Source organism: Anabaena sp. UHCC 0204, assembly GCF_009711975.1.
Lineage (GTDB): Bacteria > Cyanobacteriota > Cyanobacteriia > Cyanobacteriales > Nostocaceae > Dolichospermum.
The window spans coordinates 1-15,116 of sequence record NZ_VIKW01000036.1; the positions used below are offsets into that span (position 1 = coordinate 1).

Genomic DNA, 15,116 nt, shown 5'->3' on the forward strand with positions numbered 1-15,116 from the left:
GGTATTGAAAAATAGAGCTGTTTAGCTACCTTGTCACCCGTTAAGGACGAAAAATTAAGAGTTTGAAACCCATGAAGATGGGTTTTGTCTGTGTAGCCGCGACTTCCAGTCGCCAGGGCTTCTAGGGTAACTTCAAATTTAATTCTTTTAAAGTTGGATCATCTGCTTTTATCGTAATTGTATTAGGTTCAGCAGGTTTACCATTAACTTGTATTTGATATGTTCCTAATGGTAATTGTTCTAAATAAAAAATACCAGCACTATTAGTAATAGATATCGCTGATAATTTATTATTAGCATTAATCGCTTCAACTTTAGCACCAGCAATAGGTTTTCCTTGGGAGTCTGTCACAGTTCCAGCTAAAGTGTAGGAAGCAACAAAAGCTATGGAAAGTTTTGTATAACTACCAGCAACCACTTCTATTGCAGAACTTACTTGAGTAGGTTTATAGTCGAGAGGATATCCAGCCGGATCTAAATCTAAACGGTAAATACCAGGTGCAAGTTTTAAATATACACCTTGTTTTGTAATATTTGAAAAGTTAGGATTAAATTTTTTATTATTCAACATTAATAGTAGTTCTGTATCTTGAGTATAAATCTCTTCATTATTATCTCTAATACCATTATTATTCTTATCTAAGAACGACTGAATAAAAATTCCCCCTTCACTGCGTAAACGTTCAAATCTTGTATCTCCAGGGCTAATTTTCGGACTAAAATTAACTGCTGAACCAATTTCTATCCGATAAGAAGCACTATCGGAAGTTAACGAAATACCATCATAACGTAAACGTAAAGACAAACCAGGAATAAAAACAGTAGAAACAGAAGCTAATAAACCACTACCTTGAGAACCTATACCATAACCTAGATCAAAATCCCAGATAGGCCGTTGTTCAGTTTGACTATATAGTGATTGATATTTCCATTTCAAGGTCAATAAATCATTATTTCGATTATTAGAATTATTAGTTTCATAACCTAAAGTTAAAGACTCATTTCCCGGTAAATTAAAAATATCACCATCATAATTTAACTGTAATCCCATACTAGTAGAACTTGATCTAGCTAATAAATTAAATTTACGCCAACGAGCGTTAGATAGTAAATCTAATTGTCCTTTATTGTCAATTTTTAAACTAGAAAAAGTGGATATATTACCAATATTTTGATTTACATTAAATCCCAGATTAATAATATCACTGTTATTATTACCACTACTATTAATATTTAAACCTCTAGCTACATTCCAGTTAAAGTTAAAACTTTGGAATAGTTCATTGCTGGATAAATTTAGATTTAATTGAGGAGAGGGTCTAAATTCAATATTAGCATTATATTTAAACTTTTCTGATGTTTGTAAAGCTGATAAAGCTAATTTCAAAGGAAAATTATTAGGTTGATAATAGATATCTGCAAATCCTAACAAATCTCGATCATAAACTATTCCTGCACCCAAAGTTAAAGAATCAGAAACACCATAACGATAACCAACTCCTCCCCGAATATCAGTTAAGTCACCAAATAATTCATTATTTCTTGTTTGTCTACTCAAACCACTGGATACAATTAAACTTGATGTTCCTTTAGTTAATTGTCCAGGAAGATTGAGAAATATAGGTTCTTGTTCAACAGGAGTATTTGCTAATTGTCCATTTGCATAAAGTAAAACTCGATAATTTCCCCCATTATTACTAATAGGAATATTATCAAACCGATAAACTCCTGTAGAATCAACTAATACCTGTTCCCAAATTGTATTATCAAAACCAGAAACTAATTGTACTAAAGTTCCTGGTGCTGCTGTTCCCTCAATAATGCGATTAATGGTATTACTTTGTAAACGTTGAGAAGGAGAATAGGTGCTACCGTCAAAAATATCTGGTTTAAATCCAAATCTTTTAATAGCAGTAAAACCCCAATAATCTCCTCTACCTTGACCTTGCCAAAAAGTAGGTTGAGAACCTATAATATAATCATTAAAATCACCTGGTTTAAAATATTGCCCTTCTTGAATTTGCCAAGTTGTATTATCAAGTAAATCTGGTTGATTAATTCTTAAAAACCAACTTCCACCCAATATTGTACCAATAGCTGTGAAGTTACCTTGAGTAGTTAATTGATTACTGTTTTCACTACCATTAATATTAATTTGTTGTCCTATATTTGAAAAAGTAAAGTTAGGAGATTTAACAACAGGTAAACCTTCTAATATTACTGGAAGTTCTTGAATACGATTTTTTTTACCTTGCAAATTCAACCAAGGTGGTTCAAATATAATTGAATAAGCTGCAATCTCAAATTGAGATTTAACTTCTAATAATTCCTCAATTTTAGCAATAGATATAGCTAAACCCAATTCTGGATCTGTGGTTAATTCATTGGGATTAATACGTTTAATTAAACCAATTCCTCTTAATTCTAATTGTCCATCTGGTAAGGTATTCACAGTTAAATTTAATGCTGTAGTTAAATCTTTAAAACTAACTAACCAATCAGCAAAATTAACGGCTTTTTCTCCATCTTCATAACCTCTGACAAAAGAAGATTGTAGAATATTACGTCTACCAATATTAATTCCTACTGGTAATACAACAAATTGTGGTGGTTCTGGTATTAAAGAAGGAGAATCTTTAACTTGAGCTAGATTAAGACCATAATTAGATAAACTAAAAGCTGGTTTTTGATCAATTTCTGGTTGGGGAAATGAATCTAAAATTTTAACTTGATTAATATTATGTTTAGATAAACTAAAAGCTGGTGTTTGATCAATTTCTGGTTGGGGAAAAGATGAGAGACTTTTAACTTCATTGATAGGATGATTAACATCATGAACAGATGAAGTTAAATCTGGTTGTTGATAGGAATTTAAAATTACAGAAGCTATGATCACAAAACTTACAGAAATATGAATTTTTGGAAACTATCCCAAATATGTGAATTAACCCACGAAGGTGGGTTTTACCTGTGTAGACGTGATTTATAATCGCTGGTATTCTTTCTGCCAATTTTAGAATTATTTCTTTAGTGGTTGAGCAGGTTTTGTTTCTGTTTTAATATCTTCTGGAGAGACATTAAAATTAACATTAAAAGGTAAAGTCCCCCCTTTGTTGGGAAAGTCCCATGTTAATTTTCCTGAAAAGTTATAATTACCAGGTGTCAGATTTTGTTCTTGAGGAGGATAGGCGATTCTAATATATCTATCACCTTCAGCAATAATCGTAGTTTCTTCTAATTTACCAGAGTTTACAGATTTACCATTTTGAGTTAAATTCCAGTCAGTTCTAGCGCGGATTGTGGCTTTTCCTGCATTATTAACTAATAATCTAATCTCTTTATTTTTACCGTCATAAAATGCTTTTTCTATTTTTAAAATCGGAGCAAGATCGCCATTTCTCACAAAAATAGTCGAAACTATACTAACAACCAAACTAACCTCATTCTTTTGAGTAGAAGGACTATTTTCTTTAAGTTCTTCAATGGAAAACATTGCCCTATATTCCCCTTGAGGTAAACTAGGAAGCAACCTAGCATTGAAACGAATTGAGCGTTTCTGTCCTGGGGTAATCAGTAATTCACGGGGAGAAAATGTTAAATAGGGTGTTAAGTCATTGGGACTAGATTTTAAAACTTGCAATCCTTCACGACTATAGGTGAAAGGTGATAAGGTAACTCTAGCTCGATAGGGTTTATCAGAACCATTAGTAACATCAATAACGCCCCTAGCTTGTCCTGATTCAGCTTTGCGTTCAATGACTAAGGGCGAAACCGATAACTGTTGGCTATAGGCTGGTATGGAGGCAAAACTAACGCCAAAAAAACACGATAAGGTGAGGATATTTTGTAATCTTTTCAACATATAAATAAGTGATTAATTTTCTCTCAGTGTCTAGCTTTAAACTAATGCGGTGTCAAAAGAATATTTACTCGGTAGGCATAACTTCCCGCAGGTAATAGGTAATATTTGGGGATGTTATGTAAGGGCAGAGAAAAGTCTGCCTAGATGATATCTAATGATCAAGTCAGAGTTATATTTAGGGTACATCCCAGTTAGGAAATTGAGTAATTATACTCAGTTGGTAAAGTCCTGAAATTTAAGACTTCTATGGGTCTTGACATTAGATTATATTTACCAGGTTACCAAAGTGGGATGCACCCTATATTTATGCAGTTATTGGGGTGCTAAAGAAACAGAAACACGGACGCTATAATTTCCAGGACTCAGTGTTCTGCCAGCAATGTTGAAAAGAGACAACCACACCCCATAGTTTTTATTAACGATAGGACCCGCTTGAAGGGGACCTGGTACACCAGGGGGATTGTTTAAAAGAGCTGCTCTACCACTAGGGGAAACCTCACCGTAAGCCACGTTGGTATTGGTAGCTGTATCTACAACTTTGGCAAATACGCCATCAACGTTAGTTGCGTATGAGCCAGAGGTTAGGGAAGTACCAGTATCAGTAACACTTGCAACAGTAAATACTACACCACCGCCACAAGTAACATTGATATTTCCAGGTACGCCAGCTATGTCCTCAGATAGAATGGCTCTCTCAGGGACAGTAGGGGAAGCAGCTAGTGTTCCACCTGTGCCGAAGTTAATGGTGCAATTTGAAGGAACTGTACCATTAAAATCAATGTCAGCAGTTTGAGCTTGGGCTTTGGGGCTAAAAGCAACAGCGCTGAGGGCAATACCAGCAACTAAAGCAAGACGACGAAGGTTTTTCATTTTTAATATCAGGGATAAGTTTTTTGTCTTTCCATTACTTAGACGTTTGCCGATGCCAAATTGTGAATTGTTTAACTGAATTAATATGTAATAACTTTCCAATGCTAATCATCAAAATATTAAATGATAATTTCTCGTCAAACCGCCTACTTTATGTATATTGCGAGTGAATCTATGTAACTTGACAAAGCAAAAGCAACCCAACAATTTTTTGATGAAGTTTGTGGGTAGCAACTATTTTTATTCATTTAAAAGGCAGCAGAAAATAATCCAGATCCCCGACTTCTGAACATTATTGATCTATTGATAGAAATGATGAAAAAAGAAGTCGGGGATCTTCTCCCACCACTATCACCCCACTTTTGCCAAAAGACTTGGTAATAAAATAAATAAAACAATATAGCATTAATTATCGTGGGGTAAATATCTTTTCTGCCCTGAAAATTGCACCATTTTACTGGTTTGGATAGTCTATTTTTCCTATTTTCCAAAACTCCAAAATCCAGTACAGCCAGACATTCATCATTTACATCAGACTCTTTGATGACCTCTTCAACCTCTCCATCAGATTGGCTATCTACCACAACAAGCTGCAAAACAATAACCTCTTCTTCCTGTTTATCTTCAAGTACAATTTCTACTATTTCCAACTCATCGGATAAAACCTCAGTCTTAGAAATAGATATTTCTAGCTGTTGAGTGTTGTTAAATATATTACTTTTTCTTAACTGAGAATAAACCGCATTGTGATTAATATCTTCACTAATAAAATCTTGATGATATCTCTTTTTTAAAATTGCCCGTGCTTGGGAAATCCGCTTGCGGACATTATCACAAGAAATATTCAGTTTTTCCGCAATTTCTTGATATGAAATTTCCTCTTTAAAGTGCAGAATAAAAGTTTCTCGCAGTCTAATTGGTAACTCATCAATAGCAAGACAAAAAAAAATTTTTAGTTCTTGTTGCTACGCAACAAGAACTGGTGTTTCTTCCTGACTAGCTATTTCTTGTTCTTCAAAACCTATTGCATCCAAACTCTCAACTTGTCTTCCACCCCGATGACGTTCTCTATGTATATCTACGCAAAGATTATAAGTTAATTGACTTAACCACGCTTTAAAGTTTTTAATATCAACCGGAGAATTACTGATTTTATCCCAGGCTTTCAACATTGCCTGACTGAGTGCATCTTCAGCATCAGCGACATTATCCGTCCATTTTACACAGCAAAGATACAAATAGTCCTGATGTTGTTGCCATAATGGCCAAAAGGTTGAGTCCATATCCTGATGATCAGCATACATATAATAGTAAGTAAGAATTACACGAGTACATATTAAACTAATTTTTAGCTCTGTTAGCTAGATAATAACAGAGTAATTAATCATTAGCTTATGAAGAAACCGTATATTTACTTAAATGTATAATCTTTATCTAAATTTCATATATTGAAATACGGGTTGACAAAAAGGAGATTTTGTGTATTATTTATATAAATATCCAGTAGGGGTAAAGTAAAAGCTCTTTGGTGTCAACTTAACGTGAAATCCTTGTAATGACGTTATATCAGCGGTTTGAATCTAAGTTGATACCTATGAGCATTGCTAAACTCCTACTCTCGATGCTTGATTACTGGTTTGCTGGATGTAGTCTGATCTCTAACGGAAATATTTAAAGTTTTTTGGACCTGTATAACCAGTAATATTCGCTAGTTCATCTAGGTTCTGTACTCCGCTATAGGTTTTACCATTAATAATCCAACTTGGGAAACCTTCAATTTTTGCGGCTTTACATAATTCTGGTTTACCTTTGGGACTATCAGCAGCACACTCTACAGCAGAACTTTCATTCAAAATTGCATAAGCTTCTTTACCAAAAAGTAGCTTTTGTTCGTGGCAGTGCGGACACCAATAGGCTACATATTCTTTAGCACCAACTTTGGCAAGATGTTGAGCTAGGGCGATTTCTGCCTCTCCAGAAGTAGTAGTAATTTCCCAGCCAAACGCAGGGTTCGGTTCTACTTTAGGTGTAAAGGTAATTGCTGTAGGTTTACCATCTGTTGATTCAGGAATTTCAGCGGATTGGTTGACACCAGCATAAACCCCTAAAGTACCAATTAGTGTCACCATCGCCACAATTAGAGCAGTAAATAGAAGTTGTCCAATATCTTCCCAATCCTTGCCAACAACGGTTAGCACTAACATAGTTAATGCAAAGGAGGCAGAGGCGATACAATAAAGACATACGGCTTGGAGTTCAAATGCCAAGACATACATTAAATATGCACTAAACACTGTCATAGCGATCGCTCCCATAAACAGCAACCACCAAGTCAGATTTTCTATTTGTTTCTGGTTTTTGGGATTTGTTCCTGAGTTCAATGCTAAGGGAGCTAATGCAAATATGAACATACCTATGTATGCTAATAAACCAAATACAGGTAATGGTTGACCCAAAACCGTAGCCCAAGGACTGGAAAGAACATCTACACAACTTTTTACATTTTCTGGTGTAGTGCAAACTGGAATTTTACCTGAGAGCTTTTCATAAGTCAGATAACCTGTATTCAGGATACCAAATCCAGCGATCGCTCCAATCAATGGACGCGACCATTTATGAATCCAAGGAGTAGAACGACGACGAATCATAATATTGGTAATTGGTAATTGGTGATTGGTGATTGGTAATTAACAGGTGACTTTTTTCTCTTTCTTCTTCCTTCTCTTTAACCCTTGACTCCTTAATTAACTCCTGAACTCCTGAACTCCTGAACTCCTGAACTCCTGACTCCGCCTAGATGATCACCTTTAACATTCCAATTGCGATGGGCTGCTTCTACAAACTGACTGACGCGAATGGGGTCTATTGGTTGCTGAATTTGACCATGACGTTTGAGAGAACTGGATACAATCACACCATTAGCAGCTTGTAGTAAAGTGCCAATATTTTCCCAACTTGCGCCACTGCCAATCAAAACAGGAGTGCCAGCCGCCGCCGCACTAGCTAATTCTAAATCTTCTTGGTCTGGTGGACTACCCGTAGCCCAGCCAGATAAAATTACCGCATCGGCCAAACCTCTTTCAATAGTATCTTTAACAGCAACAGTTAGATTAGGAGAACTTAAAGGACGGGCGTGTTTTACCAAAACATCAGCAAAAATTTTCACATCAGATCCTAATTCTCGCCGATACCGCAGTAACTGATGGGCTTCCCCCTCAATTAGTCCTTGGTCAGTTGCCATCACACCTATGAGAACATTGATACGGACAAATTGTGCCTTTACGCAACTAGCAATAGCGATCGCACTTCTGCCATCATTCCGTAACACATTTAATCCTACAGGCACAGTGACTAAATTTTGTATGCGTTGGACAACCACAGTCATGGCACTCACAACTGCGGGATCAACTTGATTTTTGGTAAATGGGGCATCGAAAAAATTCTCTACAATAATCCCATCTACCCCTCCACTGGCGAGGGCTGTGGCTTCTTGTTCAGCGCGGTCGATCACTGCTTTTAGGCTACCGCCCCAACGGGGTGAGGTAGGAAGGGGTAGCAGATGTACTACGCCAATAATTGGTGTTTGGGTGTTAAATAACTGATGTAAGTCCACGTCTTTAATTTACTTGGCACAGTCTGGAATGCTTGCCTATCCCCACTCTCCAGACAAGGGGGCTTCAAATGGCATCAATAATTAGACAGTGAGAACCAAACAAAAAATGTAGATTCTCTACCAGGTATTACAGTATTCTGTCTTCTTGTACTAATATTAAGTTGCTTTAGGGAACTCTTAACAGAGAAGAAATTGTAATTTTGCTAATTACGTATTCCTAGTCTAAACTAGATATAGTAGAGAACAAGTCCCACAATTTTGGGTTTTAGCTGAAAAAGTAGAAGCCTCTTATGTAGGTTGGCGTTAAAAATAGTCGTTGGGGCAGGGAGCAGGGAAAAAAGGGTTTCATTCCTATTTACTTTTCTTCACACATTTTGTTTATCTCATATCCACCTTCTTATCTATCCATAAGATAAGTTTTTGAGCCTCTGTTTGCTGCCTCCTCCTCAAGATGGAAATTAACTTTAAACCTTCCATAAGATATGTTAAGATAAAATCTGATCAGAAGAGGAGTTTGCCACTCACAAGATGCAAGGCAGCTTCCCGTCATTTAATTCTAAATGCCGGAGTAGCATTACTGCTTGATAGGCGTAGTCGCGAGCGCGATTTCCCTGAGGGTAGCGGCTTCTCACAACAGACCTCTTGGTCGGCTTCCCGATGGGTAAATTAACAACGCCCACGCTGCGGTAATATAAAATACCAATAAGCGAATTGTTAAAAAATATTACGAGTGTCAGACTTACCCAAAGACACTTACAATTACCCTGGGAAACAAATTAGTAGAAAAATCATAGTATAGACTCCATCAATATAATGATGAGGTCTATGGTTATGTGTTTACTAATTCAAGTTATTAGTTATATAGATTAAATCTGGTAATTAGTAGCGGGTAGTTGGGTGGGAATTACAGCAGAAGTCAGGAGTAACAGAGTAAAACTCATTTGATACTTGATTTTTTTGTTGAAGTTTTATACTTCATTGATCTGCAATCTCCTAATATTTGTTGATTTTCGACCCAATAATTGAAAGTTAATGGACAAGAAAAAACAGAAGATTTATTGAAAATATGGGTGAAAAGCCAACGATTGCCATTTCTCACCTGGGCTGCGAGAAAAATCGAATTGATACAGAACATATGCTAGGGCTGCTAGTAAACGCAGGCTATGGTGTAGATAGTAACGAAGAATTAGCAGATTACGTAATTGTTAATACCTGTAGTTTTATCGAAGCAGCTAGACAAGAATCAGTAAAAACCCTAGTAGAACTGGCAGAAGCCAATAAAAAAATCGTGATTACTGGTTGCATGGCGCAACACTTTCAAGAGCAACTATTGGAAGAATTGCCAGAAGCAGTAGCGGTAGTGGGAACAGGAGATTATCACAAAATTGTTGATGTGATCGAGCGAGTAGAGCAGGGAGAAAGAGTTAAAGAAATTACTGCTGAACCCACATATATTGCTGATGAAACCACACCACGTTATCGAACAACAACCGAAGGAGTAGCTTACCTGCGAGTAGCAGAAGGCTGTGATTATCGGTGTGCATTTTGTATTATTCCCCATTTGCGAGGAAACCAGCGATCGCGTACCATTGAATCAATAGTTGCCGAAGCCCAACAACTGGCAAATCAAGGTGTTAAAGAAATAATTCTTATTTCCCAAATCACCACCAATTACGGCTTAGATATTTACGGGAAACCAAAACTAGCCGAATTGCTGCGGGCTTTAGGAAAAGTAGATATACCTTGGATTAGGATGCACTATGCCTATCCCACCGGATTGACAGCGGATGTGATTGCGGCCATCCAAGAAACTCCTAACTGTTTGCCATATTTGGATTTGCCTCTACAACATTCCCATCCAGAAATTCTCCGCGCCATGAATCGTCCTTGGCAAGGGCAGATCAATGATGGGATTATGGAACGGATCAAAACTGCACTACCATCAGCAGTGCTAAGAACCACATTTATAGTTGGTTTTCCGGGAGAGACACAGGAGCATTTTCAGCATTTATTAGAGTTTACTCAACGACATAAATTTGATCATGTTGGTGTCTTTACCTTCTCACCAGAAGAAGAAACTCCTGCCTACAGTCTCCCCAATCAAATTTCCGCAGAAGTAATGGCCGCACGCCGTGATCAACTGATGGAATTACAACAGCCAATTTCCCTCGCCAAAAATCAACAGGAAATCGGCAAAATTGTTGATGTCCTGATTGAGCAAGAAAATCCTGAAAGTGGAGAATTAATCGGTCGTTCTGGCAGATTTTCTCCCGAAGTTGATGGTCAAGTCTATGTTAAAGGAGAGGCTAGGCTAGGAACCATCGTCAAAGTAGCGATTCAAAACGCCGATGCCTATGACCTTTATGGTCAAGTTGTCAATAGTGATAGATTATCTTCCCAACTACTATCTACTGTTGTATAAGACTTAATTTACAAATAAGTATCGGTTTACAAGTCCAAAATTCACAATAAAATCTAGGAGCGTTAATGAATTTATCATTTCAAGAATTAGGCATTTCCCAAGAACGTGCTGAACTGTTAGAAAACATGGGTTTTACAGCACCTACTAATATCCAAACCCAGGCAATCCCTCAACTATTAAATGGTCGGGATGTAGTCGGTCAATCACAAACAGGAACAGGTAAAACCGCAGCTTTTTCTCTACCGATTTTAGAACGGTTAGATGAAAACTTAAAAGCTGTACAAGCAATAGTTTTAACCCCAACCCGTGAGTTAGCAATTCAAGTTCATGCGGCTGTTTCCCAATTTATTGGTAACAGTTACTTAAAAGCTGCGGCTATTTATGGTGGTCAATCAATTGACCGCCAAATTATGCAACTCAGACGTGGGGCGCAAATCGTCGTTGGTACACCAGGACGGGTAATAGACTTACTAGATCGTGGTAACTTGAAATTGGATCAAGTGAAATGGTTTGTCTTAGATGAAGCTGATGAAATGTTGAGCATGGGCTTCATTGATGATGTGGAAAGAATTCTTTCCCAAGCGCCTAACGAACGCCAAACAGCATTATTTTCAGCGACAATGCCACCATCAATTCGGATGTTGGTAAATAAATTTTTGAACTCACCAGTCACAGTTACTGTTGAACAACCTAAAGCCGCACCGAATAAAATCAATCAAGTCGCTTACATGATTCCTCGTCATTGGACAAAAGCTAAAGCTTTACAGCCAATCTTGGAAATGGAAGATCCAGAAACAGCTTTAATCTTTGTTCGTACCCGTCGCACAGCCGCAGAATTAACTAGTCAATTACAATCTGCTGGTCATAGTGTGGATGAATATCATGGTGACTTGTCCCAACAAGCACGGGAACGCTTATTAATTCGTTTCCGTAACCGTCAAGTTCGTTGGGTAGTAGCAACTGATATTGCTGCTAGAGGTTTAGACGTTGATCAACTTTCTCATGTCATCAACTTTGATTTACCCGATAGCGTGGAAACCTATGTTCACCGGATTGGGAGAACTGGTCGGGCTGGAAAAGAAGGAACGGCAATTTCTTTAGTTCAAGCATTTGAGCGCCGTAAACAACAAGCGTTTGAACGCCATAACCGCCAAACTTGGCAAATTCTATCTATTCCTACCAAGGCACAGATTGAAGCCCAACATATCCAGAAATTGAAAGGACAAGTAGCTGAAGCCTTAACTGGTGAACGGTTAGCTTCCTTCTTGCCTATTATCAGCGAAATGATTGAGCAATACGACGCTCATGCGATCGCTGCTGCTGCTTTACAAATCGCCTACGATCAAACTCGCCCCGCTTGGTTATTATCAGGAGTGGATCTTCCTGTTGACGAAAGCCCAACACCCAAACCCAGAATTAACAAACGCCGTGATTCCGGTGATGGTGGAGAACGGGAACGTGGTTCAGGTGGCGGTGGTCGCGGCCGTTCTTCTTGGTCAAAAGAAGGTAAAGGCAACGATGAAAGACGTGGTAGTGCTAAACCTAAGTTAAGAACAAGCCACCGTGAATCTTCTCCTAGTCCTAGCAATCAAAAGTTAGGTTCACCTACGGGTAGAGAATAGTTAGCAGGTGACAGGTGACAGGTGACAGGTGACAGAGGAAATGGAAAATTCTTCTTCTGTGTACGAACGAACACTATTACCTATCACCTTCTTCACTGTTTTATATGAGCAAGGATAAAATGGATCAAGTTGTCTTAAATGCGATCGCTTGATAAAGGCATCACTTCCTTGCCATACAGCATTACAACCAATTACCTATCAATACAAAAGCTGACCAATAATAAGGATGTTGAAACTTATTATTATTTAAAACCGCTAATTGAGCGCGACGTAAAGCTTCCGCTTTAGTAAGTTTACTATTAGCTAATTCCTGATATAATTGATTCATCAGTAAAGATGTTGCTTCATCATCCACAGACCAAAGACTAGCAATGGTACTCCTCGCTCCAGCTTTAACCGCTATTCCAGCTAAACCTAAAGCCGCTTTTTCATCTCCATTTGCAGTTTGACAAGCACTTAAAACTAATAATTCAATAGGACGAATTTGTTTAGTATCAGAACTTAGTAAATTCTTTAACTGATCAATATTTAAGACATTATCCCAAGTTAAAATAAATGTTTCCTCCACATTAGAGCTAAATTGACCATGAGTAGCTAAATGGACAATTTGAGCAGGATATTGTTTAATTTTATTTTCTACATTAAAATTGGTAAAAGATTCATTTTTTAAGAAAATTCCCGTAGGAAATTTAGCTTTAATCTGTTCTAATTCTACTAATACATTAGGTAATGCCACAAAATTACTACGAGTTTCACTTACTCCTCCTGCTAATAATTGAACCTGCTCTCGTGGCAAAGGTTTGATATCAACAAGCTGTAAACTAGGAGCAAGAGCAACACTATATTTTTCAATTAAATATTGTTTACCATCATAAAGAGCAGCTAAGGGAATATTTCTTAATACTCCGTCAGCAATAAAGACTAAATTGCTAATCTTACTAGTTTCTAGTTTAGTAGCTAATTCTTTGTTAATTAACCAACTGTAAATTTGCTGGGATAATCTTAATCTTTCTTTGCGTGAACCTGTGTGAATATTAGTTAATTCGCGTTTTAAACCCTTAACACTTTTTTCTACATTCTCTTCAGATATAGATTGTGAATAGTGTTGTAGAGGTTTGTTAGGTAAAGCTACAATTAATTCTAATCTATCTTTTAAAATCAGAGTATAAAAAACAGCAGTTGTCGGATCATTAAGTTCATCTATTTCTACGGATTTACTATTTAAACAAGCATTGCGGAAGTAATTATCTAATTCTGCTAATTGTAGATCTTCAATAACTTTTCTCGCGTCTTTTAGCTCCTCTTGACTGGGTTTTTCTTTTAACAATAATCCTGCTAATTCTCGATAAACTGGTTCAACATCTTCTCGAAAAGAAAATTGTAAATCTGAACTAATAGCCACTAAATCAGTTCTGATATTTTTTAAAGTTTCTACAGTTTGTTTATAAGCAGATATAGCATCTTTTTTATTTCCTTGGGCTGCTAATATTCTCCCTAATTGCCATTGCCATTTATAATTAATATCTGGTGCTTTGATTCTTTGAGCAATTAAAACAGCTTTTTCTGTTAATTTTTGTGCTTCTGCATAACGTTGATTTTTTTCATAGACATTTCCTAAAACCCCTAAAGTATAACTTTCAGCGCGATTATCTGCTAATGATTTTGCTAATTTTAATGCTATTGCTAATTCATTAACAATCAAATTTTGATAACTTTTTGCTATTTTTTCATTGTTCAGAATAGTTTTAGCGAAAGTAATCCGAGCATAAACTCCACTACGACTAGCAGGTAATTTAGTTAACGTATCTTGTATTTTAGGAATTAATACTTGAATTTCGGCGATTTTTTGATCTGATAGCAACAACTCTATTTGATTCAAATAGCCTTGAATAAGTAAATCTGAAGTTGGTGATTTTTCAATAGCTTGTTGATAATAATTAATAGCTTGCTCAGAATTTAATTTTAATCTATGGGTTTTACCTAGACTAATTAGAACTTCAGTAATAGTAGAGTTAGATGATAGTTTTTCAGCAATAGTTAAACTTTGATTCAAGACATTTAGAGAATCGTCTAATTTTCTTACTCCTCGTAAAACATCACCTAAAGTTAAGAGTGCTTTAGCTTTGAGTAAAGTATCCGGTTGTTTATCTAAAATTAATTGCGTTGTCGTCAGACTTTTAACAGCTTGATTATATAAACCCAAGCCTTGTAAAGATTGAGCTTCATTAATTTTAGTTCTAATTAATGCGTTACTATCTCCTGATTTTTCATAAATATCAATTACCTGTTTCCAAGTATCTAAAGATTTTTGAATTTCCCCAATAGATAACTGAATTTGTCCTTGTACTTCTAGAGTTTTGGCAAATAATTCTTGACGTTTTTTATCGTCTGTTATTTTGGGTAAATATTTGATACTTTCTGATACGGCTTGTTTAGCTTCTTGAGGGTTTCCCATTTTTTGATAAACTAAAGCTAAATTACGCCAAGTTATGATTTGTCCAATAAAATTATCTTGTTTTTGATAATTATTAATATCATCTTTTAAAATAGTAATAGCTGGTTGAAATTCTCCATTTTCATATAATCTCTGAGCTTGATTTTTTAAAGATAGGGAATTTTCAGAACTAACCTGAATATTACTAATATTAGCAAAAACAGGAGCAGTGAAAACACAGTTTAATGATAATAAACTCAAAACCAATAAATTGCGATTTAACATAATGATAT

General features: G+C 36.4%; 10 protein-coding genes and 1 pseudogene. 2 read left to right on the plus strand and 9 right to left on the minus strand.

The features are described 5' to 3' along the window. Positions 1-121: 121 nt before the first annotated feature. The 8 genes and pseudogenes from FJR04_RS26700 to btpA all read right to left on the minus strand — a co-directional run bounded on the left by FJR04_RS26700 (position 122) and on the right by btpA (position 8,345). Positions 122-2,896, minus strand: a complete 2,775-nt coding sequence (locus tag FJR04_RS26700) for a carboxypeptidase-like regulatory domain-containing protein (RefSeq protein ID WP_168498495.1) — start codon at positions 2,894-2,896, stop codon at positions 122-124. A gap of 123 nt (positions 2,897-3,019) precedes the next feature. Further along, the gene (locus FJR04_RS21220; protein ID WP_168498497.1) at positions 3,020-3,862 is read right to left on the minus strand and encodes a P pilus assembly protein, chaperone PapD; all 843 of its coding nucleotides are present in this window, start codon (positions 3,860-3,862) and stop codon (positions 3,020-3,022) included. Between the two features lie 312 nt (positions 3,863-4,174). Next, complete coding sequence (locus FJR04_RS21225) at positions 4,175-4,732, minus strand: hypothetical protein (RefSeq protein ID WP_168498499.1); 558 nt, start codon at positions 4,730-4,732, stop codon at positions 4,175-4,177. Between the two features lie 248 nt (positions 4,733-4,980). Next, the gene (locus FJR04_RS26295) at positions 4,981-5,382 is read right to left on the minus strand and encodes a hypothetical protein (RefSeq protein WP_254445340.1); all 402 of its coding nucleotides are present in this window, start codon (positions 5,380-5,382) and stop codon (positions 4,981-4,983) included. Positions 5,383-5,526: 144 nt separating this feature from the next. Then, a pseudogene (locus FJR04_RS26705) lies at positions 5,527-5,682 on the minus strand (RNA polymerase sigma factor); the annotation flags it as partial. A 15-nt stretch (positions 5,683-5,697) separates the two neighbouring features. After that, positions 5,698-6,015, minus strand: coding sequence for an RNA polymerase sigma factor (locus FJR04_RS21235; RefSeq protein ID WP_168498501.1), 318 nt, complete (start codon positions 6,013-6,015; stop codon positions 5,698-5,700). A 375-nt stretch (positions 6,016-6,390) separates the two neighbouring features. Continuing rightward, complete coding sequence (locus FJR04_RS21240; protein ID WP_168498503.1) at positions 6,391-7,380, minus strand: vitamin K epoxide reductase family protein; 990 nt, start codon at positions 7,378-7,380, stop codon at positions 6,391-6,393. 92 nt (positions 7,381-7,472) lie between these two features. Next, positions 7,473-8,345: a photosystem I biogenesis protein BtpA gene (gene btpA / locus FJR04_RS21245; protein ID WP_168498505.1), complete on the minus strand. Its 873-nt coding sequence runs from the start codon at positions 8,343-8,345 to the stop codon at positions 7,473-7,475. Between the two features lie 1,066 nt (positions 8,346-9,411). Here btpA and rimO point away from each other — a divergent pair. Together rimO and FJR04_RS21255 are read left to right on the plus strand one after the other, a co-directional pair. Further along, a complete protein-coding gene (gene rimO, locus FJR04_RS21250) occupies positions 9,412-10,767 on the plus strand; it encodes a 30S ribosomal protein S12 methylthiotransferase RimO (protein WP_168498507.1) in 1,356 nt (451 codons plus the stop codon). A 65-nt stretch (positions 10,768-10,832) separates the two neighbouring features. Next, a complete protein-coding gene (locus FJR04_RS21255; RefSeq protein WP_168498509.1) occupies positions 10,833-12,389 on the plus strand; it encodes a DEAD/DEAH box helicase in 1,557 nt (518 codons plus the stop codon). Positions 12,390-12,570: 181 nt separating this feature from the next. On the opposite strand, the gene FJR04_RS21260 is transcribed toward FJR04_RS21255, so the two are convergent. Next, entirely contained in the window at positions 12,571-15,108 is a 2,538-nt protein-coding gene (locus FJR04_RS21260; protein WP_168498511.1) for a CHAT domain-containing protein, read from the minus strand. Positions 15,109-15,116 lie beyond the last annotated feature (8 nt).

Coding starts and splice junctions, on each gene's coding strand:
- FJR04_RS21220 (WP_168498497.1), bottom strand. CDS start 3,862: ATGTTGAAAAGATTACAAAATATCCTCACCTTATCGTGTTTTTTTGGC.
- FJR04_RS21225 (WP_168498499.1), bottom strand. CDS start 4,732: ATGAAAAACCTTCGTCGTCTTGCTTTAGTTGCTGGTATTGCCCTCAGC.
- FJR04_RS21235 (WP_168498501.1), bottom strand. CDS start 6,015: ATGGACTCAACCTTTTGGCCATTATGGCAACAACATCAGGACTATTTG.
- FJR04_RS21240 (WP_168498503.1), bottom strand. CDS start 7,380: ATGATTCGTCGTCGTTCTACTCCTTGGATTCATAAATGGTCGCGTCCA.
- rimO (WP_168498507.1), top strand. CDS start 9,412: ATGGGTGAAAAGCCAACGATTGCCATTTCTCACCTGGGCTGCGAGAAA.
- FJR04_RS21255 (WP_168498509.1), top strand. CDS start 10,833: ATGAATTTATCATTTCAAGAATTAGGCATTTCCCAAGAACGTGCTGAA.
- FJR04_RS21260 (WP_168498511.1), bottom strand. CDS start 15,108: ATGTTAAATCGCAATTTATTGGTTTTGAGTTTATTATCATTAAACTGT.